This window comes from Streptomyces sp. NPDC006259 (genome assembly GCF_042870975.1).
Taxonomy (GTDB): Bacteria; Actinomycetota; Actinomycetes; order Streptomycetales; family Streptomycetaceae; genus Streptomyces.
Window position 1 is genome coordinate 1,007,788 of record NZ_JBIAHY010000002.1, and the last position, 22,545, is coordinate 1,030,332.

Consider the following 22,545-nt stretch of genomic DNA (forward strand, 5'->3'; position numbering starts at 1 on the left):
GCACAGGTGACGGGCAACGGCGTCCGCCATCTGCACACGCGAAGCGAGGGCCCCGCACCGCCCCGCATCCACCCGGCCCCCGAGCGAGGGCCCCGACCCGCCCCGCATCCACCCGGCCCCTCGTCCCTCAGGAAGGTCGCACCATGAGCGCTGCGGAACTGGCCCGACTCCAGTTCGCGGCCACGACCACCGTCCACTGGCTGTTCGTGATCCTCACCATGGGGCTCGTCCCCCACGTGGCGATCATGCACACCCGGGCCGCGTTCACCCGTGATCCCGCCAAGAGAGCCGTCCGGGAGCGTATGACCCGCTTCTGGGGCCAGCTCTACGTCATCAACTACGCGGTCGGCATCGTCACCGGCCTCGTCATGGAGTTCCAGTTCGGGCTGAGCTGGAGCGGCCTGAGCAAGTTCGCGGGCAATGTCTTCGGCGCCCCGCTGGCACTGGAAACCCTCATTGCCTTCTTCGCCGAGTCCACCTTCCTCGGCATGTGGATCTTCGGCTGGGGACGCATGCGCGCGGGCGTGCACGTCACGCTGATCTGGCTGGTCGCCCTGACCGCGTACGCCTCCGGCTTCTGGATCCTGATCGCCAACGGCTTCATGCAGCACCCCGTCGGCTACGAGGTGCGCGACGGTGCCGCCTACCTGACCGACTTCGGTGCCCTGCTCACCAACCCCAACGCCCTGATAGCCCTCGGCCACCTCACCCTGGGCGCGTTCACGACCGGAGGCGTCTTCGTCGCCGGGGTCAGCGCCTTCCACTTCGCCCGGGGCACCAAGGAGACCCAGCTGTTCCGTGAATCCCTGCGGCTGGGCGTCTGGGTGGGCATGCTCGCCTCCTTCTTCGTCATCATCGTCGGCCAGCTCCAGATCCCGGTGCTGGACCGGACCCAGCCCATGAAGATGGCGGCCCTGAACAACGACGGCGTCGCCCGTCTGCAGGCGCAGTTCGTCAGGGCCCACGGGCCCGGCGACTACGTACCCCCGCACGACTGGCTGCGGATCTCGATGGACACGATGACGATCATCGGCAACACCGTGTCCACCATCACGTTCATCGCCGTCTTCCTGCTCTGGAAGGACTGGCTGGTGCGCTGGCGTCCCCTCGCCTACCTGATGACGGCCATGATCCCGCTCCCCTTCATCGCCGCCGTGGGCGGCTGGGTCTTCCGCGAGGTCGGGCGCCAGCCCTGGCTCGTGTACGGCGAGCTGACGGTCGACGACGCGCTCTCCCACGTCAGCAGGGCCTCACTGGCCGTGTCCTGCGCGGTGTTCATCGCGATCTTCGTCGCTCTCGCGGTCACGAACTGGACCCTGATCGCCCGCTTCGCCCGCCGCGGCCCGGACGCGACCCAGCTCGGCGCCACCGAACCGCTCGCCGACGACGTCCCCGGGACCGACGCCGACGACAAGCAGGCGGTCCCGGCCTTCTGAGCCCGCCCCACGGGACCGATGCCCGCACGAACACCCCTGCTGACACGGAAAGTTGAACGACATGAGTCTGGAGACCCTCTGGCTGGGCCTGCTCGGCCTGCTTCTCGCCGGGTACTTCGTGCTCGGCGGCTACGACTACGGCGTACAGATGCTGCACCCCTTCCTCGGCGCCCCGGACGGCCGGAAGGCGGAGCGGGGTGGCCGGAACGCCGCGCTCGACGCCATGGCGCCGTTCTTCCTGGGCAACGAGGTCTGGCTGGTCGCCTTCGCCGGCGTCCTGTTCGGAGCCTTCCCGCACCTGGAGGGCACCCTGCTGTCCGGCCTGCACCCGCTGATCGTGGCGATCCTCGTCGGCCTTGTCCTCGGCAACGCCGCGGTGCAACTGCGTGGCCGCGCGCACAGCGCCCGCGGCCGCCGCTGGTGGGAAGTCCTCATCGTGTTCGGCGGCGCACTGCCCGCCCTGTGCTGGGGACTCGTCCTCGGTCTGTTGCTGCACGGCATGCCCCGCCGGGCCGACGGGAGCTTCCACATCGGCACGGGCGAGGTGTTCTCGCCCTTCGTGTTCGCCTGCGGGGTGACCACCGCGCTGCTCTTCGCCGCACACGGAGCCACCTTCGTCGCACTGCGGTCGGCCCCCGAACTCGTGGTCGGCGCTCGGCGACTGGGCGCGGGACTCGTGCGCGCGGCCGGCGCCGTCGGTCTCCTCCCGCTGCTGCTGACCCTCTTCGGAGCGGGCGCCTCGATGACGAACCGCGTCACCTCGACGGTCATCGCCGCCCTGTTCGCGGCGGCCCTCGCCGGCGCCTGGTGGTCCCTGTCCCAGGGCCACCACGTCCGGGCGTTCGTCGCCACCTCCTGCGCGACGCTGCTGCCCGTGCCGCTCGTGGGGGCCGGCCACTACCCGTACGTCCTCATCGGCTCGGCCGGGGCGGGCCTGACGATCGACCAGGCCGTCACCGACGCCGCCACCCTCAAGATCCTGTCCGCGTTCGGCATCGTGCTGATCCCGACGATCATCGCGTACCAGGCATGGAGCTGGTGGGCCTTCCGGGGACGGACGGGCCAACGCCATCCCAGCTACTTCTGAGCCGTACACGACGGCCCCGCCGGTGAGCCACAGCCGAGCGGCCCGTCCGCAGCTGCGCCCACGACGAGGGGACTTCCCAGGATGAAGCCGGTCGAACGCCGCCTGATGCGGGAAGTCCCGGCACTGCGGCGGCACATGACGTACTCCACCGTATTGGCGCTGCTCGGCGCCGGGCTCGTGGTCGCCCAGGCGGCCCTACTGGCGAAGGTCCTGGCGGACGGCTTCGCCGGACACGCGCCGAGGGTCGCGCCGTTGGCCTCCCTGGCCACCCTGATGGCGCTGCGCTCACTGCTGACGTGGGCCCGCGGGGCCCTCGCCCGGCGCGCCGCGGCCGACGCCAAGGCCGCGCTGCGCGACCGGATCACCGGCCGGCTTCGGCGCACCGACCCGCTGCGCCTGACGGCGAGCCGCCACGGCGAGACGACCACCCTGGTCACCCGCGGCCTCGACGCCCTGGACCCGTACGTCGTCGGCTACCTGCCCACGATGACGGCCACCGCCGTGGTACCCCTCGTCGTCGTCGCCTGGCTGTGGTGGGTCGACTGGACCTCGGCGCTGATCATCGTCGTCACGCTGCCGCTGATCCCCGTGTTCGGTGCGCTGGTCGGCATGCACACCGCCCAGCGCACCGCCCGGCAGTGGCGGTTGCTGGCCAGACTGGGCGGCCACTTCCTGGACGTGGTGGCCGGACTGCCGACGCTGCGCGCGTTCGGACGCGAGCGGCACCAGACGCGGGTGGTCCACCAGATGGCCGACGCCCACCGGCGGGCCACGATGCGGACGCTGCGGGTGGCGTTCCTGTCGTCCTTGGTCCTGGAGACGGTCGCCACCCTCTCCGTGGCACTGGTGGCCGTCCCGGTCGGCCTGCGGCTGCTCGGCGGCGAGCTGGACCTGCGTACGGCCCTGACCGTCCTGCTCACCGCCCCCGAGGCGTACCTGCCGCTGCGCGCCGCGGGCGCCGCCTTCCACGACAGCGCCGAAGGCATCGCGGTGGCCGAGCGGGTCTTCGCGATCCTGGACGAGGAGGACACGATCACGGAGCGCGCCACCGACCGCACGCCGACGTCCTTCCCGGCCCCCGACGGCCGCACGGCGCGGCTGTGCCTCGAGAAGGTGACGGTCCACTACCCGGACCGCCCGGCTCCGGCCCTGCGGAACGTCTCCCTCACCGTCCGACCCGGCGAACACGTGGCGCTGGTCGGCCCGAGCGGCGCGGGCAAATCCACCCTGCTCTCGCTGCTCCTCGGCTTCACGGTCCCCGCATCCGGCCGGGTCACCGCCGACGGCACCGACCTCACGGACCTCGACCCCGACGACTGGCGCGCCCAGGTGGCGTGGCTGCCGCAGCGTCCGCACCTGTTCGCGGTGTCCGTCGCCGACAACATCCGCCTCGGCCGCCCGGACGCCGGCGACGCGGAGGTGCGGGCGGCGGCCCGCGCCGCCTCGGCCGACGACTTCACCGAGGAACTGCCGGGCGGGTACGACACCGTGCTCGGCGAACACGGCGCCGGACTCTCCGCCGGCCAGCGCCAGCGGATCGCGCTGGCCCGCGCCTTCCTCAAGGACGCACCCGTGCTGCTCCTCGACGAACCGACCGCCCACCTCGACCCCGAGAGCGAGGCCGCCGTCACGCGCGCCACAGTCGCACTCATGCGCGGCCGGACCGCGGTCGTGGTCGCACACCGCACGAGCCTGCTGCCCCACGCCGACCGGATCATCACGGTGCGGGCAGGCAGCCTCTCCGCCCTTCAGCCCACCGCCACCGAAGGGCTGCTGACCTCATGACCGCAGACCCCCGAGCCGACGCCCCCGCCCGCAGGCCCCGCCCCACCGCCCGCCTCCTGCGCCACCTCCTGCCGTACTGGCGCAGGCTGCTGCCCGCCGCGCTCGCCGCGGCCGGCAGCGAACTCGCCGCCGCCGCGCTGATGGCCACCGCCGCCTGGCTCATCACCCGCGCCGCGCAGCAGCCGCCGCTCGCCTCGGTGAGCGTCGCGATCGTCGCCGTACGGGCCCTCGCCCTGGGGCGCGGAACGCTGCGCTACACCGACCGGCTGCTCGGCCACGACGGCGTACTGCGAGCGGTCGCCGGCTTCCGCGCCCGGGTCTACGAGGCACTGGTGCCGCTCGCCCCGGCCGGCACCCCCGCCTTTCGCCGCGGCGACCTGCTGACCCGTTTGGTCGACGACGTCGACGCCGCCCAGGACCTGCTGCTGCGGGTCCTGATCCCGGTCGCGGCCGCCTGCACGGTCACCGCGACCGCCACCGTGACGGCCGCGCTGCTGCTGCCGCAGGCAGGCGCGCTGCTCGGGCTGCTGCTGGCCGTGGCGGGACTCCTCGTGCCCGCCCTGGTACTCGTACTCTCCCGCCGTGCGGGCCGCGCCGAGAAGGCGGCGCGCGCCGAACTCGCCGTCGCCACCCTGGACCTGACCCAGGGAGCGGCCGACCTCGCCGCGTACGGCGCCCAGGACCGCGCCCACCGGCGAGTCGGCGGCGCCACCGCCCGGATCGCCGCACTGGAGCGCATGGAGGCCCTCACCACCTCGCTCGCCCAGGCCGCTGTGCTGTTGCTCCAGGGCGGGGCGACGGTCGGCGTCACCTGGCTCGCGCTGCGCGCACACGCGTCCGGCGCCTTGCCCGCCGTGCACCTCACCGTCCTCGCGGTCCTGGCACTGGTCTCCTTCGAGGCACTCGCGCCACTGCCCGGCGCAGCCCGCCGCCTCGCCGCGGTGCGGGTCTCCGCGCGCCGGCTGGCCGACCTCCTGGACACGCCGCCCCCTGTCACCGACCCACCCGACCCGGCACCCCTCGCCACCGACGAGCCGCTCGGCGTGGACATCACCGACCTGCGGGTACGGCACCACCCCGACGGCCCCCCGGCCCTGGACGGGGTGAGCCTGCGGCTGCCGCCCGGCCGCCGGGTCGTCCTGGTCGGCGCCAGTGGATCCGGCAAGTCGACGTTGATCGCGGCACTGATGCGCTTCGTCCCCTACGAAGCCGGAAGCATCCGTGTCGGCGGGCGGGAGATGCGCGAACTCCACGACTGCGCGGGCGCCGACGTCCGCCGGGTGATCACCGGCATGACCCAGGACGCGCACGTCTTCCACACCACGATCCGCGCCAACCTCCTCCTGGCCCGCCCCGACGCGAGCGAAGCCGACCTGCGCGAAGCGGCCCGCGGAGCCCGGCTCCTGGACTGGGTCGAGTCGCTGCCGGACCGCTGGGACACCCTCGTCGGCGGGGACGGCGCCACCATGTCGGGCGGCCAGCGCAGACGCCTGCTCCTGGCCCGCGCGCTGCTCGCCGACCCGCCCGTCCTCGTCCTGGACGAACCCACCGAGGGGCTCGACGCGGACACCGCCGCCGCCGTGCTCGCCGACATCCTCGACGCCACCCGCGGCCGTACCACGCTCCTGGTCACCCATGAGCGGTCGGGCCTCGCCGCCGCCGACGAGATCGTGACCCTCGACCGAGGCCGGATCCGTCCCCTCGCCCGGGACGGACTGGCCCGCATGACGCTCTGAAACCTCCCGCTGGACCGGGGTGGGTGCGACGGGACTGCCCGTTGTTTCCGACGGCGGGAGTTTGCCGGGCTTCCTGAGTGCCGTGCGACGGGTTCGGCGCCGACGGGCCCGGGCGGGGCGGGGCGGGCTTCAGTAGGGGTTCACGATTCAGGTTTGGCCAGGCGGCTGAGCAGGGTCACGGCGTCGTCGCGTGCCACTGGCTGGAAGAAGCGTGTGTCCGCGTCCTCGACGACGGCGATCGCGCGCGGGGCCAGTTCGGCGCCGGCACTGGTGACGCGGAGCCGTTTGGCGCGGGTGTCGGCGGGGTCGACCTCGCGCTCGATCAGACCTTTGGATTCCAGGGCGCGCAGGACCTGCGAGGTCATCTTCACGTCGGTTCCCGCCTGGCGGGCCAGGGCCAGTTGGTTGGGCTGTTCGCCCTGGGTGTTCAACCACCAGGTGCAGGCGAGCAGCACGAACTGGACGTGGGTGAGGTCGAGGGGGCCGAGAACCGTGGCGATCTCGCGCTGCCAGCGCAGGGTGGCGTGCCAGAGCAGGAAGCCGGGGCTGCCGCCGGGGCTGAGGGCCATCAGCCCTGTGCCAGCTTGACCAGGGCCGCCATGGTCTGCGGCCAGTCCGCGGTGACGGCCGGACCGATCTGCGGGCCGAGTTCGTCGGCGCAGGTGCCGGTGATCTCCATCCGGTACGTCACCCGAGTACGCAGTCGCTCGCCCCTGCCGAGCCGGTGGTTGGTGCGCAGGAGCAGTCCGTCGAACCGGGCCTCGTCCACGAACAGTTCGTCGGCACGAGCCTCGGCGACGAGCAGGTGCACCGGGTCCTGACCGGCCGGGGTCATCACGATCTCGGTACCGGCCTCGAACGGACCATTGACCCGGATGCTCGCGATGTCGGCGTTCCAGGCCCCCCAGTTCTCCACGTCGGCCCACAGGCGCCAGACCTCCTCGGGCGCCGCGCTGGTCTCGATGCTGTGCTCGTACGTCCACATGGGGGCCTCCTGGCCGGTAGATCCGCGTTTCGTCTTCGGGAAGATTATCTACGCACAGACTATCTGTCCACACGCCGTCAGTACTCCCTGCTTCAGTGCAGGGCCAGTGCGAACGCCACCTGTGCCACGTCGTGCCCCGAAGGATTTCGAGAGCTGACCGCTCAGCTCTGGGTGTCAGCCGCGGTGCCGCGGCTGACCCTCACCGACAACAGCGTGTGGGCCTCCCTGACGGAGGGCCGGCTGCGACCGTTCCGGGGGTCCGTCGCCGCGTCCCAGTGCCCACCGGACCATCACCCGTTCTCATCCGCGTGGGCCGCGTCCACTTCTCCACTGGCGTCACAGACCCTGGGCAGGCGTGCAGCTCGCATCGCCCCTGAGGCGTCTGGGCGGCATCGAGCGTCCTGGAACGCGACCCGAACAAAAACCATGGGTCGCCGCCGGTGCCGGTGGAGCATGGATTCTGATGGCCCGGGTGGCTGCAGACCCGGGCGTGCTCCACGGAGTGGCGCCGATGCCGGGCCGTTCGACGGCCGGTCGGCCGACTGGCGCATCCGTTCAGGGGCTCAGTGGTGCCGTACCATCTGTCCCGCACCCGGCTTGACGCCAGCCCCTCGCGCACCCGGGACGGAGCCCTGAGCACCAGCGAGCAGCGAGGAGTCACCGTGACCGTAGGCGGGCCCGACGGGGACCGTGGGCCGACCACTGCCACCCCCGAGAACGGGGGCGGCCGGGGCAGGGCCATGACCTTGGCCGGGGTGCTGGCGGCGGCGGAGGCCGCGGCGCCCGTGGAGTCGCTTGACGTAGTCGCGCGCATGCTCAAGGAACACCTCGGTGCCGTGTCGGTGTCGTTCCTGATCACCGACTTCACCGGCGGCTCGGTCGTACGGCTGGGGGCGGCGGGCAGCGTGGAGACCGATGAGCCCGCTCGGCGCATCACGCTGCGGGGCACCCTGTACGACGACGTGATCCGTAGCCAGCGGCCGAGTGCCGAGGACAAGGGCGGGGGCGCACTGGTGCGGGTCGTCGCCCCGGTGACCAATCGCGGGGACGCCATCGGACTGCTCGAACTGTTCCTGCCCGCGGCGCCGGACGCGGAGGTGATGCGGGAGATTGGTGAGACCGCGCACGCTCTGGCGTACATCGTCATCGCGAACCGGTCCTTCACCGACGTCTACCAATGGGGCCGCCGGACCGTCCCCTTGAGTCTGGCCGCGGAGATCCAGCACCGGCTGCTTCCCGCTTCGTTGGCGTGCGAAGCGGCACAGTTCGCGGTGGCCGGGGCGCTGGAGCCGGCCGACCATGTCGGGGGCGACACCTTCGACTACGTGATCGACCGGGACACGGTCCAGCTCTCCGTCACCGATGCCATGGGGCACGACGTCGACGCCGCGCTGCTGGCCACCCTCCTGGTGGGCGCCCTGCGCCGGGCACGGCGGGCCGGTGGCGACCTCGCCGAACAGGCCCGCCAGGCCGACCAGGCCATGCGGGAGCACGGCCGCCAGGGCTACGTCACCGGCCAACTGCTGCGCATCAGCCTGATCGACGGCAGGGCCGAGTTCGTCAACGCCGGGCACCCCTGGCCACTGCGCATGCGGAACGGTCAGGTGCGGGAGATCACGCCGAAGATCGATATGCCGTTCGGCTTCCATGCCCCTCACACCTACCGGGTTCAGTCGCTGGACCTCCGGCCGGGTGACCGGCTGGTGATGCTGACCGACGGCATGCTGGAGCGCAACGCGAACCGCCTCGACCTGTCGGACCTGGTCGTGCGTACACGCGCGCTGCATCCCCGCGAGGCCGCTCGCACCCTCATCGGGGCGGTCGTCGACGCCAATCAGGGGCATCTGCAGGACGACGCGACCGTCATGTGCCTGGACTGGCACGGCGTCGGCTCCTCCCCGCGTGACGCCGCCACCGGCGCCGACCTCAGCGACGCCTCCGCACCATCACGGGCGGGGCGGACCACTCGGCGATGACTCAAGGACTGCCCCAGCAGTCCGCTTCGGCCGGGCCTCGGGCGGACGACGCGGGGTGCTCTGCCCCGGCTGACCGCGTCACCGGGGAAGGCGCCTGCGCCGACGGCCCAGGCGCAGGCCGAGGAGGAGGAAGTCGGCGAGCAGAACCACCACGCCGATGACCCGGACCTTGACGAACAGCATGGGGAATCCGCTATGACCGATCCGTGGCAGTCACCGGGTGTTTGGTGAATCGGTGCCACCAGTGACGGCGCCGGGGATGCACGGCACGGCCCAACCAGAGGCCGAGCAGCAGGTAACCCATAAGGGCACCTGTGGTGTTGAGCAAAACGTCATCGATGTCGAAGGTGCGCCCGATGATCAGGGCTCCCTGGACGAGTTCCACGAGGAGCATCACGAAGGCGGTGACCACCGCCACCCGGACCAGTCCTCGTGTTCGGGGCACCAGCACGGGCAGCAGCACGCCGAACGGCACACCCATCACGATATTGCCGCCGAGCTGCTTGACCGTGTCAAGGGACGCGGGCTGGGCAAGGTAAGCACGGATGGAGTCACCAGGGCGCAGATTGCTGTGCGTCAACGGCACGGAAGCCGCCGAGGGTTCCAGCGTCAGCCGGGCCAGCACTACTGCGAACCCCACCATCGCCGCGAACGCCAGCAACATGGCCAGTACCCGGCCGAGCATGGACATGGGAGGTTTCCCGGGAACTCGGTCCCCGAGTTTTGTCGCGGCCTTATCACGCAGGACGATCCGCGCCATTACAGGCTCCTAGCCACATTGGTTTGCTTTTGGACGTTCCGATGTCCGCGACGTGAAGCGGCAGGCGCTACGCGGGAGTCCGTCCAGGTCCGGCGAAGTCGGAGACCGGGGCGGGCACCGGTCACCGAAGGACCAGTTGAGTGTGTCATGCTCGCAGCCTTTTCCCACCACGAGTGTCGGTGCGGATCTTATGCGGCATGCGGTGTGACGGATGGGCAGCGCTTGCCAGTGGACTCTACGGTGCTTGGCGTACGGGTCGCCGCTACGCCTGTGGAAGGCGTCTGGGTGCGTAGGGCTGTTGGCCGGTCGGCTGGGGGAAGTCGGGGCAGCTTACGCCCCGTTGGTCACCGACGGCGGAGTTTGGAGAGTTCGGCGTTGAACTGGGCACCGGTAAGGAGGGCCAGGTTGGACAGCCACAGCCACACCAGGAAGACGATGACCCCGGCGAGCGATCCGTACAGCCGGTTGTACGTGCCGACGTGCGAGACGTAGAGGGCGAAGCTCGCGGAGGCGACGAGCCACAGGGCCACGGCCAGAGCGTCTCCCACAAGCCTCTGCCGCACCCCGCGTGTTCCGGCCGGGCCCGAACGGAACAGAACCAGCACCAAGACGGCGACCAGGCACAGCAGGAGCGGCCATTTCAGCGTGTTCCAGGCGGTGCCGGCCATGCTCCCCATGCCTACGAGCCGACCGACGGTGTGGGCCGCTTCGCCGGTCAGGATGAGCACCAGCGCACTGGAAACCAGAAGAATCAACAGCACCAGGGCGGTCATCACCAGCCGCGGCGCCGTCCGCCACGCCGGGCGCAGGTCCTCGACGCCGTGCATGACGTGCAGGGCTCGGCGGAAGACCCCCAGGTAGCTGGAAGCGGACCACAGGGCGCCGATCATGCCGAAGACAGCCAGCGTCCAAGCAGCCGTGTGCTGCTCCGCCATGCCCTGCAACGTGCTCTGCATGACGGAGCGCGACTCGGTCGGCACGACAGCGATCACGTTACTGATCAGGTGGTCGGTGGTCGAGGCGCCGACGATGCCCAACAGTGAGACCGTGACGAGGAGCGTCGGAAAAAGCGCGAGCACCGCGTAATAGGTGAGGGCGGCAGCGTAGTCGGTCACGTTGTCGTGCCACACCGAGGCAGGAGTCCGGCGCAGCGCGGTAGCGATGTGCTGCCAGCCCGGCAGGTCACGCGCATACGTGGGGGGCGGCAAGAGCGGTGTGGTTGCGTGGCCTGTCTGCGAGTGGTGCGCGGAGGACTCGGTTCTGGAGTAGGGCAGCGGTGCGCGGTCGGCACCGCTCGGCTCGAGCGCAGGCGTTGGCGAGCTGCTCATCAGGCGTGCGCATCCCCTCGTGCCATGGCCGTCGTCCGGCTCCTGCTGGCGGACTTCCCCGGCGAGCCGTTCGTACGTCACCCCGGGCGGCACGCCCTTCCACCGACGCGCGATCTGTCGGGACACCGGCGCGCCCTCATCTGTTCCCGCCGCAGAACTTATCCGCTGCTCCGCCCGACAGCCAACTTCCTCACCTTTTAAGGACGCAAGAATCAACAATTGATGACTGTGCGCTTATCCCGGCAGGAGCGGAAATCCATCGACGAGCTTGCCTCGACCGAGTCGTTCAGCGGCTCTACCAAGATGTTCACTGATCCCTGTCTCTGCGCGCCGTCGTCGACCGGCTGACCTTCGACCCCGCGGTCATCCAGGACGGCACCCTCGTCGTCGACACCACCACAGCTGAGGAACCGGCACCAGCTACCCGGCAAAGAGCTTCCTGTGGCGCGGCCCCCTCGGGCTGCGCCATACCCCACCCGATGCACGCCCGTGAAGCATGCCGCAGAGGTCGGGGGCTGCCTGCAGGGTACGGCGGACTCGGCTCCGGCAGCGCAGTGGGCACGGGCTGGCCCAAATGTGAAGGGCGCCGATGAACCGGGCCGGTCCTTTCACCGTTCGGCACGACGGGCGCCGTAACCAGGCGACACCGTTGGGGGGCCCGTCGTCCGAGATGGTGCCGCGGATTGGACAGGATGGCTGGGCCTTCGATGTCGTTCTCCAAGGAAGCGCCGTGCCAGGCCCGGGACGGGCACCCGCTTCTGGCGGACCCGCCGCGGTTCAGCCGCCCAGGGCGGGGCCGGGGCGGCCGTTTCCCTGTCGGCCAGTGGTCGGCCCGAAGGGCGGCGCACGGAGACAAGAGCCCGCACCGAACGCGACCCTACTGTGGCAGCGTCCGGCCGCCGGTCGGCGAGGGTGGCGCTGACGGCAAGCTCTCGCGCTTCGAAGTGTGTTAAACAGGTAGTAATCAAAGGGGTATTTTGCAGCAGCTCAAGCTCGGAATCATGTCGCAGACTCGCAAAGAGAACGAGCGTCGTCTGCCGATCCACCCAGCGCACTTCGCACGCATCGATGCCGACCTCCGGTCCAGCATCTATCTGCAGACGGGTTATGGGGAGCGCTTCGGCGTTTCGGACCGTCAGCTTGCACCGCAGGTCGCCGGTTTCCGCTCACGCGAGGAGCTGATCGCGGAGTGTGACGTAATCCTGCTGGCCAAGCCCTTGCACCAGGATCTGGCGGAGCTGCGGGAGGGCCAGGTGCTGTGGGGGTGGCCGCACTGTGTGCAGGACGAGAAGGTCACGCAGGCCGCCATCGACCGCAGGCTCACGGTGATCGCCTTCGAGGCGATGAACCACTGGACCCAGGAGGGCAGATTCAGCCTGCACGTCTTCCACAAGAACAACGAGCTGGCCGGCTACTCGTCGGTGCTGCATGCCCTGCAGCTGACCGGGACGACCGGTGACTACGGGCGTCGGCGGCGTGCGGTGGTGATCGGCTTCGGCGCCACCGCCCGCGGCGCGGTGACCGCGCTCAGTGCGCTGGGCGTTCACGACGTGGACGTGCTGACCGCCCGCGGCGTCGCCGCAGTCAGCTCACCGATCCACTCGGCACGGATCGTGCAGTTCGATCACGACGTGGCCGACGGCACCCTCGATCCGCGGCGCAGTGTCGCGCTCACCGAGGACGGCCCGAAGCCGCTGGCCGATTTCCTCACCGAGCACGACATCATCGTCAACTGCGTGCTCCAGGACACCGCGGCGCCGCTGATGTTCCTGATCGAGGAGGATCTGCCGAAGCTCGCGCCCGGAACTCTGGTCATCGACGTCTCCTGCGACGAGGGCATGGGCTTCGCCTGGGCTCGGCCTACCACCTTCGACGAACCGATGTTCACCGTCGGCGACCACGTCCACTACTACGCCGTGGACCACAGCCCTTCCTACCTTTGGGATGCGGCCACCTGGGAGAACAGCGAGGCGCTGATCCCGTTCCTGCGGCCGGTCCTCGAAGGGCCGGCCGGGTGGGACGCCGACGGCACGATTCGCCGAGCGATCGAGATCCGCGGCGGTACCGTCCAGAACCCCGCCGTCCTGGCCTTCCAACACCGCGCCGAACAGTACCCGCACGCGGTGCTCTGAACCGATGTCGTCCGGTCGGCGGCGTACCCGCGGGTATGCCGCCGACCAGGCGCTCCGGCTTCCTCCCCGATTACGTCCACCAAGCGGCCGTTCGGTTCGGGCAAGAACCACGTCATTCCGTGCTGCTGAGCGCATGCCAGAACACGCAGGTCCTCATCAACTGATCTCTCTTCGGACGGACTGGCGGACTGGCGGACTGGCGGGCGGGCGGACGGACTGGCTGCACGCACGAGGCGAGGGCGGCCAACATCAGTGGGTGAAGACGGAGTGATGGCCCCGCCAGGCCCGTTCCCCCGGCGACATCTCCTCCCGTACCGCCCAAGCAGCCTGCCCTGTGAACCGGCGCGGGTGTGGTGCGGCGGGCCGGTCAGTGGCGCAGTGCGGCGAGGGCGTCGTCGCTGGTCGGGTGGAAGGTGAACACCTGGTCGAGGCCGACGGTCTGGAAGACGCGGGTGAGGTCGTGGCCGAGTCCGGCCAGGCTGAGGGAACTGCCGGCGGCCTGGGTGCGGTGGTAGGCGGTGACGAGCACGGTGATGCCGGTCGAGTCGCAGTAAGTGAGACCGGAGAGGTCGATCACCAGGGCGGAGCCAAGGGCGAGGGGGACACCTTCCAGCGCCTGGGTGAGCTGCGGCGCGGTGTGATGATCGAGGTCGCCGGTCACCTTCAGCACCACGGGGCCGGTCCCGTGGATCTGCTGGTCGACGGTCAGGGTGGGCTCGGTCACCGGTTCTCCTGATGGGGTGATGCGGACGGTACGCGTACGGATACGGACAGGGCTTGCAGGGCGGTGGGGGCGTCGCCGATTCCCGGACCCAGGCTGTCGAGGAGGTCGTCCACAGTCTGCGGCGGGTGGTCGGTCGACGGTGTGCCGACGGCTGTGAGACGCCTGGTGACCTTCGCGCCGTCAGATCCTCCACCATGCCGAGCTGAGCCGGCGATCGGTAGGGAGGCGAGGGCGGGCGTCCAGCGCGTTGACGGTGCCCGGCGCTGCCCGTCGACGGTGGCGATCGGCGCGGTGGCGTCGCAGCGGATACCGGGTTCACCGCGGACCAGGGGGTGCTCTGCGGTGCGCGCATCGGTGACGGCGTCGGTGATCAGGTGGAAGCCCGCTCGCAGGACGGCCGAGGCGGACAGCCCCGGCAGGCGCTCCGCCTCGGTACCGTGAGGCAGGCCACGGGCAGCCTTGAACCGGAACCGGAACCGGAACCGGAACCGGAACCGGAACCGGAACCGGAACCGGTCGGTGTCCACGACCGCCGTGCCGGCCATGGGCGTGCCGAGCATGCCGGCAGCGAGGGAGACGCTCCTGTCGAGAGCGTGATCGGACGAGGTGTCGGCAAGCGGGTACCTGCGAACGGTGGCCGTGGTGGCCACGCGTCTGTCCTCGTCGCAGGGCAGGGCGAGAAGGCGTGCCGGGAGACTCGCAGCCATTGCCTGGTGCCCCCCTCTGTGACTCGCTCCGACACCATGCCGTCTGCTGGTGCCCTGACCCGCCGCCCTATCATACGAAGCGATCGACTTCGACGTAGGCAGGACGAACAGAGTACCGAGCGGACCACATGCCGGTCCGAGGCCCTTCGTGTCGGCCTGTCTGCCCTTTCGGTGGGTACGTCGACTTGTTGAGGACGCGGTACTCGGATCCGGCCACTCGCTCCCGCACGCCGACCGGGTGGATGGCATGAACGAAAGGGTCTCCTGTGGGGCGTTCTGCAGATGCCGAGCACCGGCCGCCGACCGCGGCGGCCGGTGTGTTCGCCGCCGACGAGGCGATCGGCGAGGATCTTGCCGCGGTGGCCTGGGACGCGACCCCGCTGGGGCCGCCGGACGGCTGGCCGCAGAGTCTGCGGACGGCGGTGAGCATCCTGCTCTCGTCACGGTTTCCCATGTGGATGGCGTGGGGGCCCGACCTGACCTTCTTCTGCAACGCCGCCTACCGCCGGGACACGCTGGGCCAGAAGTACCCCTGGGCCCTGGGCCGTCCGGCGAGCGAGGTGTGGGCGGAGATCTGGGGCGACATCGGCCCGCGCATCGACACGGTGCTGACCACGGGCCAGGCCACCTGGGACGAGGCGCTGCTGCTCCTTCTGGAGCGTTCCGGATATCCCGAGGAGAGCTACCACACCTTCTCCTACAGCCCTTTGCGTGATGACTCCGGCGCGGTCGTCGGAATGCTGTGCGTGGTCAGCGAGGAGACCGAGCGGGTCATCGGCGAACGGAGGATGGCAACGCTGCGGGATCTCGGTTCGGACCCCAGCGTCGTACGGACCGAGAAGGAGATCCTCGCCTTCGCCGGGCAGCAGCTCAGCCGCAACCCCCGTGACCTGCCGTTCACGCTGACGTATCTCTTCCAGCCGGACGGCACCGCGCGACTGGCGGGGTCCACCGGGCTGCCCACCGGGCACCCCGCGGCGCCCGTCACCCTGCCGACGGACGCGGGGGACACGCACTGGCCGACCGCCGCGTTGGCCCGGGGGGAGTCCGCGGTCCTGGCCCTCGACGGCGCCCCGTTCACCGCGCTGCCCCAGGGCGAGTGGCCCGAGCCGCCCACGCAGGCCCTGGTCGTGCCCCTGCTGCAACAGGGCAGTGCTCCCTACGGGTTCCTGGTGGCCGGACTGAACCGCTACCGTCCCCTGGGGGCGAGCTACCGCGGTTTCGTCGAGCTGGTCGCCGGACACATCGCGGCCGGGATCGCCAGCGCGCGCAGCTACGAGGCCCAGCAGCGGCGGGCCGAGGAGCTGGCGGAGCTGGACCGGGCGAAGACCACGTTCTTCTCGAACATCAGCCACGAGTTCCGCACCCCGCTCACTCTGATCATGGGGCCGGTGGAAGAACTCCGCGCACGGCTCGACGGTGCCGACCCCCGGGTCCGCGAGGAGCTGGAGGCCATCCACCGCAACGGGCTGCGCCTGGGCAAGCTCGTCAACAGCCTGCTGGACTTCTCGCGCATCGAGGCCGGGCGGATGCAGGCCAGGTACGAGCCGGTGGCCCTGTCGGCGGTCACCGCGGAGCTGTCCAGCGTCTTCCGCTCGGCCGTGGACAAGGCCGACCTCACCTTCGAGGTCGACTGCCCCGCACTGGACAGGCCGGTGTACATCGACCGCGGCATGTGGGAGAAGGTCGTCCTCAACCTGCTCAGCAACGCGCTGAAGTTCACCTTCGACGGCTCCATCAGCGTCGCGGTCCGCGGCGAGGGCGACCATGCCGTCATCACGGTCGCCGACACCGGCATCGGCGTGCCCGCCGAGGAGATGCCGAGGCTCTTCGAACGCTTCCACCGCATCGAAACCGCCCATTCCCGCTCCAACGAGGGGAGCGGCATCGGTCTCGCCCTGGTCAAGGAACTCGTCGGCCTGCACGGCGGCACGATCACCGCCGAGAGCACGGTGGGAGAGGGCACCCGCTTCACCATCCGGCTGCCCTTCGGCTCAGGGCACCTGCCCGCCGACGCCCTCGCGCCGGTCGCGTCCGCCGGGGCGGTCTCGGCCACGGCCGAGCCGTACGTCCTGGAAGCGCTGCGCTGGCTGCCCACCGGCAGGTCCGGCCCGGACGCGCCCATGGTGCCGACGTCCGACAGCGCCGCGCCCTACACCTCCGGCCCCGTCGTACCGGCACGGGTGCTGATCGCGGACGACAACGCCGACATGCGCGAATACCTCACCCGCATTCTGCGGGGCGCCGGATACCACGTGGAAGCGGTCGTCGACGGGTACGAAGCCCTGCGAGCCGTCCGCGCCGACGCCCCCGAGCTGGTGGTCAGCGACGTCATGATGCCCCGCCTCGACGGGCTGTCCTTGGTGAGGGAGCTGCGCGCCGATACGCGTACCGCGGCCGTGCCCGTGCTGCTGCTCTCCGCCCGAGCCGGTCAGGAAGCCTCCATCGAGGGGCTTCAGGCCGGTGCCGACGACTACCTCGTCAAGCCGTTCGCGGCGGCGGAACTGCTGGCCCGGGTGCGGGCCAACGTGGAACTGTCCCGGCTGCGCACCCATCACGCCCGCTGGCGCACCGCGCTGATCGACTCGATGCAGGAGGGGTTCTTCGTCTGCGACGAGGGCGGCACGGTCACCGAGATCAACACGGCGTTCACCGACATCCTGGGTTATGGGCCCGACGAGCTCCCCTACGCGCCGATTCACCCGTGGTGGCCGGACACCGACAGCGATCCGGACGCTCACCAGCAGGTCGCCGAGGCATTCGCCGGTCTGATGGGCGAGGGACACGGCCGCTACACCGTTCCCGTCACTCACCGCGACGGACATCGGCTGTGGATCGATGCCGCCTTCAACCAGGTACAGGAACCCGACACCGGACACCACGTCATCGTCGGCACCTTCCGTGACGTCACCGCCGAGCACTACGCCATCCAGCGCGACAGCGCCCTCGCGGCGCTGAGCCTGCGCGTCGCCCAGGCCACCAGTCTGTCCGAGGCGTTGACCGGTGCCCTGAGGGAACTGAAGGACCTCTGGCGGGCCCGGCAGGTCCTGGCCGTCGTCTTCGGCCATCGAGCGGAGCCCGTACTCACCGCCGCGGACGCCGCGCCGGACTGGCAGGAGGTGCCCGCCGACCGGCGCGAGGCACTCGCTGCCCTGTGCGAGCGGCCCTTGCTGACTCCGGTCACCGACCACACCAGTGCGGGCATCACCATCGAGCACCCCGACGGCCCGATGGCGCTGTGGGTGGATCTGGGGCAGAGCCGGCCCTTCACCGACGAGGACAAGCTGTTGCTGTCGCTGCTGGCCGGACACCTGGCCCAGGGGCTGGTCCGCGTCCACCAGATCGACCAGCAGCGCGAGACCGCCATCGCCCTGCAACGGGCCATCCTGGGCCCGTCCCACCTCCCCGACGGCTTCGCCGTCCGCTACGAACCCGCCACTCAGCCCCTGGAAGTGGGCGGTGACTGGTACGACACCGTCGCCCTGCCCGACGGGCAGATCGGCATCGTGGTGGGGGACTGTGTCGGCCGGGGACTGGAAGCGGCCACCGTCATGGGACAGTTGCGCAGCGCCTGCCGCGCCCTGCTCCTGCAAGACGCCAGCCCCGCCCAGACCCTCATGGCCCTGGACCACTTCGCCGCCGGCATCCCCGGCGCCCTGTGCACCACCGCGTTCTGCGGCGTCCTGGACCCGGAGACCGGCCGTCTCACCTACTCCAGCGCCGGCCACCCGCCGGGCATTCTCGCCCACCGCGACGGCACCATCGACCTCCTGGAGGACGGGCGGTCCTTCCCGCTGGCGGTCCGCCCCGGCCGACCACGCCCCGAGGGGGAATGCACCATCCCCGCGCGCGCCACCCTGCTGCTGTACACCGACGGCCTCGTCGAGCGCCGTCGCCGCCCGCTGAGCGAGGGCATCGACCAGGCAGGCGAAGCCGTCCAGGACGGCAGGGACGCCGCCGTCGACGACCTCGCGACCCAGGTCATGAACCGCCTCGCTCCCGAGACCGGCTACGACGACGACGTCGCCCTGCTGCTGTACCGCCACCCCGCCCCGCTGGAGATGACCTTCCCTGCCGAGTCGTCACAGCTCGCGCCGGTCCGCAAGGCTCTGCGCACCTGGCTCGAACGGTGTCAGCTCCCCCCGCACACGGCGCAGAACGTTCTGGTCGCCGTCGGCGAGGCCTGCGCCAACGCCATCGAGCACGGCCACCGCCACACCCCGGGCGACCCCGTCCGGCTGCGCGCGGAGGCGTATGTGAACGAGGTGCGCCTGGTGGTCGCCGACACAGGACAGTGGAAGACCCCGCAACCCGATGCCAACGCCCACCGCGGCCGCGGCATGACCCTGATGAAAGCGATGATGCACCAGGTGACCATCACCTCCGGCGCCGCCGGGACCACCGTCGACATGCACACGAGGATCGCGTGATGACCACTCCGCTCACCCTGACCCACGGCCGACGGCCCGATGGCACCGCGCTGCTGACAGCCGTCGGCGAGATCGACATGACCAACACCGAAGCCCTGGCCGACGCCCTGGACACCACGCACGGCCTCGTCCTCCTCGATCTCACCGGCGTCGAATACCTGGACAGCGCCGGCCTCAACGTGCTGTTCGCCCGCGCCGACCGCCTCGAACTCGTGGCCACCCCGCTCCTCGCCCCCGTGCTGACGATCTCGGGACTCCCCGACCTCACCACCGTCCACGGTCTGTAGTTTGCCGGCGGGCCCGGACCTTGCTCACCCGGGCGTCCTGTCCGGCGCGGCCCACACGGCTTCCGCGCGACAGCCTCTCCCGCCGGTGGCCCGCGTTTCGTCACGGGCCGGTGTGACCCCGGGACGGCCGTGGACCGTGACGGACTGCGCCCTCCGGCTCACTCGCGCCCGTCCCTCGGCTCCGGGGCATTGGCCCTGACGCGCGCGGATACCGCCGGAGCAGCCGCTTCCGACTACGGCACGCCGGTCGCGAAGCCGCCGCGCACGGGGACTCACGAACGGCGCGTCACACCGATGTGGACCTTGGTGGCATCCGTGATGAGGTCGCGCGTGCGGTCGGGGCTGAGGGACTCGGCCTGCAGGTGTTCGTGCATCGTGCCGTAGCACTGCACGTCGGATTGCTTCTCCAGGCAGAGGTCGTTGGCGAAGCGTTCCAGGTACACCACGCCCGCCTGCGGGCCGTCGGTGAACTGCAGGATGGAGAACTGTCCTGACAGGCCCGGGTGGGCGCCCACCGTGGCGGGGAGGACCTGCACCGTGATGTGAGGTTCGGTGGCGAGTGTGTTCAGGTGTTCCAGTTGCTCGCGCATGACGTCAGGGCCGCCGATCTCCCGGCCAAGGACCGATTCCTCCAGCACGGCCCACAGTCGCAGCGGGGAGGTCGTGTCGTAGAGCCGGTGTTGCCGGCGGAGCAGCACCTTGAGCCGCCTGTCGGCCTGTTCGGGGGTGAGTGGAGGGATCGTTTCCTTGATGAGGGTGTGGGCGTAGGCGGGAGTCCGCAGCAGGGCGGGGATCACCAGCGGCTGGTAGGTGTGGATCGAGGCGGCGTCGGTCTCCAGACCGATGTAGACGCTCTGAGGGTGGTCGCCGTAGGCGGTCCACCATCCATGCTGTGCGGATTCCTGGGCCATGCGCATCAGGGAGTCGACGAGCAGCTGATCTGTCACCCCGTAGATGACGCACAGGTCGCGTACATCGCGCGGGCTGACAGCGCGGCGGCCGTTCTCCATATGGCTGATCTTGGGCTGGGAGACCATGAGCCGCTCGGCCGCTTCCGTGCTCTTCAACCCGCTGGCCTGCCGGAGCCGACGCAGTTCCGCCCCCAGACGACGTCGGCGCGTTGTCGGGTTGATGTTCGCCGCCATGCCGGGGGAGCCTCCGTTCCACGTCCTGTCCGGTGCGAGGTTCCCATGGGGCACGGCCTGCTGATCATCCGCCATGCCGCCGTGCGCGGAAGGCCGGCGAAGTGGAACGTGACCTTGGCATTTTTTCCCCGGTCTGTGTCAGCCCGCCGGTGAGACCGACCGCAAAGCCATGGGCCGCCGGACTAGGAGAGCTGTCCGGGCAGCCGCGGGGTTTCGCTACCCCCATCAGAAAGCCTTACCCGACATCCCCCTGATTTTGATGAACACAATAGATGATCGGAAATATGCATTTCCCAAGATCTTCCCGTGCATTCGAGGGATTCACATTTCGCGCCCTCGACTCCCGGCCCATTGCTGTTGCTGCGGATAGATTCCTCCGTAATATGCGGCGACCAGATCAAAGGCTTCCGGGCGATTGGTAGGGCCCGGTCCGCCACGGCCTCCACAGAAATCGGCCTCTTGATGAAGATGAAGCTCCACCTGACAGCTCGCCGCCGCACCTTGCCCAGCGTGCTGGCGTCGGTGATCTCCGCGACGGTTGCCGCAGCGATGCTCGTGCTGACCCCCACCCAGGCGCTCGCCATCGCCACGCCCGTACCGCTGGGCACGGCCGCGAGTTTCTCCGTCCTGGCTGGCGCGGGTGTCACCAACACCGGCGCCACGGTGATCGGGCACGATCTCGGCACGCATCCGAATCCGTCCATCACCGGTTTCCCGCCCGGCGAGGTGCTCGGTGCGGTGCACGCTGCTGACGCCGTCGCTCTCCAGGCCAAGTCGGACCTGGTCACCGCGTACAACAACGCGGCCGGCCAGGCCACGGACTTCGCGCTGGCGGCCGGAATCGGCAACGGCACCACGCTGCTTCCGGGCGTCTACACCGCTTCCTCCGGTGTCGGGCTCACCGGTGATCTGATCCTGGACGCCGGGGGAAACCCGAACTCGGTGTGGGTGTTCCAGATTCCGGAGGCCCTGACGACGGCGTCCTCCAGCCGGGTGCTCCTGACGAACGGCGCCTCGCCGTGCAATGTGTACTGGCAGATCGGCAGTTCGGCGACGCTCGGCACCAACTCCACCTTCGTCGGGACCATCATGGCCCTGACGGACATTCACGTGACCACGGGCACCAACATCGAGGGCCGGGCACTGGCCCGCACCGGCGCCGTGACGCTTGACACCAACCGGATCTTCCTCAACAGCTGCACCACCGACACCACCGGCGGAACCACGACCGGAACCACGACCGGGACCACGACCGGAACGACGACCGGAACGACGACCGGAACCACTGGTGGGACCAGCACCGGCGGAGCGACGAGCGGAACCATCCTCGGTGTGACCGGTGGCGGCCTGGTCAGCGGCGGCCTCCTCGGCGGGCCGCTCGTCACCGGGGGTCCCGTGACCGCCGGCAACACCGCCGGCAACACGTCCGGAAACACCTCGGGCAACACGGCCGGAAACACCGCCGGGAACAACGTCACCACAGGGAACACCTCGGGCAACACCGCGGGTGGCGCCCCCGGTGACCACGCCGAGAAGCCGGGCGGACCGGGCCAGGAGGGCGGCCCCGGCAAGGGCAAGCCGGGCGCGGAACACCCGGGTGCGGGCGACAAGCCGGGCCACGGCCATGGTGGCAAGCCCGACGTTCCGGGCGGTTACGGCTACGGCAACCAGCCGAAGATCGAGGACTACATGCACTACGGGGACTCCAAGGGCCACGAGGGCTCCGGGGAATCCGGACGTGACGCGGGCCGCGAGAGCCACGAAGACAAGGAAGGCCACGAGGGCCACGAGGGCCACGAGGGCCACGAGGGCCACGAGGGCCACGAGGGCCACGCGGACTAGGCAGGAGACTGCGCGAAGTCCTTTCCGCGAATGACGGCGCGCGGCGGAAACCATCGATTCCGCCGCGCGCCTCCGGCGCGATTCAACCGAATTTCCGGGCGCCGGACAGCTATGTGTGAGAAGACAGGGTGGACGGTGTCGAGCGGAATTGAATCAGTGGTGGTCAGGGAATGCGAGCAGCCCGA

The 22,545-nt window shown here is 70.3% G+C and carries 16 protein-coding genes; 9 read left to right on the plus strand and 7 right to left on the minus strand.

Annotated features, from left to right (window positions below; all coding sequences use genetic code 11):
- Positions 1-143 precede the first annotated feature (143 nt).
- The 4 genes from ACFYO5_RS10335 to cydC all read left to right on the plus strand — a co-directional run bounded on the left by ACFYO5_RS10335 (position 144) and on the right by cydC (position 6,044).
- Complete coding sequence (locus ACFYO5_RS10335; protein WP_388706549.1) at positions 144-1,436, plus strand: cytochrome ubiquinol oxidase subunit I; 1,293 nt, start codon at positions 144-146, stop codon at positions 1,434-1,436.
- 61 nt (positions 1,437-1,497) lie between these two features.
- Positions 1,498-2,523 (plus strand): cytochrome d ubiquinol oxidase subunit II, encoded by a 1,026-nt coding sequence (locus ACFYO5_RS10340; protein WP_388706552.1) that lies wholly within the window; start codon positions 1,498-1,500, stop codon positions 2,521-2,523.
- Between the two features lie 81 nt (positions 2,524-2,604).
- Positions 2,605-4,308: a thiol reductant ABC exporter subunit CydD gene (cydD, locus tag ACFYO5_RS10345; protein WP_388706554.1), complete on the plus strand. Its 1,704-nt coding sequence runs from the start codon at positions 2,605-2,607 to the stop codon at positions 4,306-4,308.
- On the plus strand, positions 4,305-6,044 hold the full coding sequence (gene cydC, locus ACFYO5_RS10350) for a thiol reductant ABC exporter subunit CydC (protein ID WP_388706557.1): 1,740 nt from the start codon (positions 4,305-4,307) through the stop codon (positions 6,042-6,044). Before cydD ends, cydC begins: the two co-directional genes overlap by 4 nt.
- 140 nt (positions 6,045-6,184) lie before the next feature.
- Here the strand turns inward: cydC and ACFYO5_RS10355 are convergent, their stop codons facing one another.
- Positions 6,185-6,613: a MarR family winged helix-turn-helix transcriptional regulator gene (locus ACFYO5_RS10355; RefSeq protein WP_388706560.1), complete on the minus strand. Its 429-nt coding sequence runs from the start codon at positions 6,611-6,613 to the stop codon at positions 6,185-6,187.
- Entirely contained in the window at positions 6,613-7,029 is a 417-nt protein-coding gene (locus tag ACFYO5_RS10360) for a polyketide cyclase (protein WP_388706563.1), read from the minus strand. Before ACFYO5_RS10360 ends, ACFYO5_RS10355 begins: the two co-directional genes overlap by 1 nt.
- A gap of 740 nt (positions 7,030-7,769) precedes the next feature.
- Here ACFYO5_RS10360 and ACFYO5_RS10365 point away from each other — a divergent pair.
- A complete protein-coding gene (locus ACFYO5_RS10365; RefSeq protein WP_388707195.1) occupies positions 7,770-9,005 on the plus strand; it encodes a PP2C family protein-serine/threonine phosphatase in 1,236 nt (411 codons plus the stop codon).
- Between the two features lie 193 nt (positions 9,006-9,198).
- Here ACFYO5_RS10365 and ACFYO5_RS10370 read toward each other — a convergent pair whose 3' ends face one another.
- Both ACFYO5_RS10370 and ACFYO5_RS10375 read right to left on the minus strand, forming a co-directional pair.
- The gene (locus ACFYO5_RS10370; protein WP_388706566.1) at positions 9,199-9,765 is read right to left on the minus strand and encodes a VanZ family protein; all 567 of its coding nucleotides are present in this window, start codon (positions 9,763-9,765) and stop codon (positions 9,199-9,201) included.
- A 344-nt stretch (positions 9,766-10,109) separates the two neighbouring features.
- On the minus strand, positions 10,110-11,219 hold the full coding sequence (locus ACFYO5_RS10375) for a YihY/virulence factor BrkB family protein (RefSeq protein ID WP_388706569.1): 1,110 nt from the start codon (positions 11,217-11,219) through the stop codon (positions 10,110-10,112).
- An 851-nt stretch (positions 11,220-12,070) separates the two neighbouring features.
- Between ACFYO5_RS10375 and ACFYO5_RS10380 the strand changes: the two genes are divergently transcribed.
- Positions 12,071-13,225, plus strand: coding sequence for a N(5)-(carboxyethyl)ornithine synthase (locus ACFYO5_RS10380; protein WP_388706571.1), 1,155 nt, complete (start codon positions 12,071-12,073; stop codon positions 13,223-13,225).
- Positions 13,226-13,592: 367 nt separating this feature from the next.
- Here the strand turns inward: ACFYO5_RS10380 and ACFYO5_RS10385 are convergent, their stop codons facing one another.
- Entirely contained in the window at positions 13,593-13,949 is a 357-nt protein-coding gene (locus tag ACFYO5_RS10385; RefSeq protein ID WP_356564458.1) for an STAS domain-containing protein, read from the minus strand.
- Complete coding sequence (locus ACFYO5_RS10390) at positions 13,946-14,656, minus strand: hypothetical protein (RefSeq protein WP_388706574.1); 711 nt, start codon at positions 14,654-14,656, stop codon at positions 13,946-13,948. The genes ACFYO5_RS10385 and ACFYO5_RS10390 overlap by 4 nt, the downstream gene beginning before the upstream one ends.
- Before the next feature lie 266 nt (positions 14,657-14,922).
- On the opposite strand from ACFYO5_RS10390, the gene ACFYO5_RS10395 reads away from it, so the two are divergent.
- Together ACFYO5_RS10395 and ACFYO5_RS10400 are read left to right on the plus strand one after the other, a co-directional pair.
- Positions 14,923-19,086 (plus strand): SpoIIE family protein phosphatase, encoded by a 4,164-nt coding sequence (locus ACFYO5_RS10395; RefSeq protein ID WP_388706577.1) that lies wholly within the window; start codon positions 14,923-14,925, stop codon positions 19,084-19,086.
- On the plus strand, positions 19,086-19,373 hold the full coding sequence (locus ACFYO5_RS10400; protein ID WP_388706580.1) for an STAS domain-containing protein: 288 nt from the start codon (positions 19,086-19,088) through the stop codon (positions 19,371-19,373). Before ACFYO5_RS10395 ends, ACFYO5_RS10400 begins: the two co-directional genes overlap by 1 nt.
- 272 nt (positions 19,374-19,645) lie before the next feature.
- Here ACFYO5_RS10400 and ACFYO5_RS10405 read toward each other — a convergent pair whose 3' ends face one another.
- The gene (locus ACFYO5_RS10405) at positions 19,646-20,518 is read right to left on the minus strand and encodes a helix-turn-helix domain-containing protein (protein ID WP_388706583.1); all 873 of its coding nucleotides are present in this window, start codon (positions 20,516-20,518) and stop codon (positions 19,646-19,648) included.
- Between the two features lie 462 nt (positions 20,519-20,980).
- On the opposite strand from ACFYO5_RS10405, the gene ACFYO5_RS10410 reads away from it, so the two are divergent.
- Positions 20,981-22,360: an ice-binding family protein gene (locus ACFYO5_RS10410; protein WP_388706586.1), complete on the plus strand. Its 1,380-nt coding sequence runs from the start codon at positions 20,981-20,983 to the stop codon at positions 22,358-22,360.
- The last annotated feature ends 185 nt before the right edge of the window (positions 22,361-22,545 follow it).

Coding starts and splice junctions, on each gene's coding strand:
- ACFYO5_RS10390 (WP_388706574.1), bottom strand. CDS start 14,656: ATGGCTGCGAGTCTCCCGGCACGCCTTCTCGCCCTGCCCTGCGACGAG.
- ACFYO5_RS10410 (WP_388706586.1), top strand. CDS start 20,981: ATGAAGATGAAGCTCCACCTGACAGCTCGCCGCCGCACCTTGCCCAGC.
- ACFYO5_RS10340 (WP_388706552.1), top strand. CDS start 1,498: ATGAGTCTGGAGACCCTCTGGCTGGGCCTGCTCGGCCTGCTTCTCGCC.
- cydD (WP_388706554.1), top strand. CDS start 2,605: ATGAAGCCGGTCGAACGCCGCCTGATGCGGGAAGTCCCGGCACTGCGG.
- ACFYO5_RS10365 (WP_388707195.1), top strand. CDS start 7,770: ATGACCTTGGCCGGGGTGCTGGCGGCGGCGGAGGCCGCGGCGCCCGTG.
- ACFYO5_RS10405 (WP_388706583.1), bottom strand. CDS start 20,518: ATGGCGGCGAACATCAACCCGACAACGCGCCGACGTCGTCTGGGGGCG.
- ACFYO5_RS10400 (WP_388706580.1), top strand. CDS start 19,086: ATGACCACTCCGCTCACCCTGACCCACGGCCGACGGCCCGATGGCACC.
- ACFYO5_RS10335 (WP_388706549.1), top strand. CDS start 144: ATGAGCGCTGCGGAACTGGCCCGACTCCAGTTCGCGGCCACGACCACC.
- ACFYO5_RS10360 (WP_388706563.1), bottom strand. CDS start 7,029: ATGTGGACGTACGAGCACAGCATCGAGACCAGCGCGGCGCCCGAGGAG.
- ACFYO5_RS10355 (WP_388706560.1), bottom strand. CDS start 6,613: ATGGCCCTCAGCCCCGGCGGCAGCCCCGGCTTCCTGCTCTGGCACGCC.
- cydC (WP_388706557.1), top strand. CDS start 4,305: ATGACCGCAGACCCCCGAGCCGACGCCCCCGCCCGCAGGCCCCGCCCC.
- ACFYO5_RS10370 (WP_388706566.1), bottom strand. CDS start 9,765: ATGGCGCGGATCGTCCTGCGTGATAAGGCCGCGACAAAACTCGGGGAC.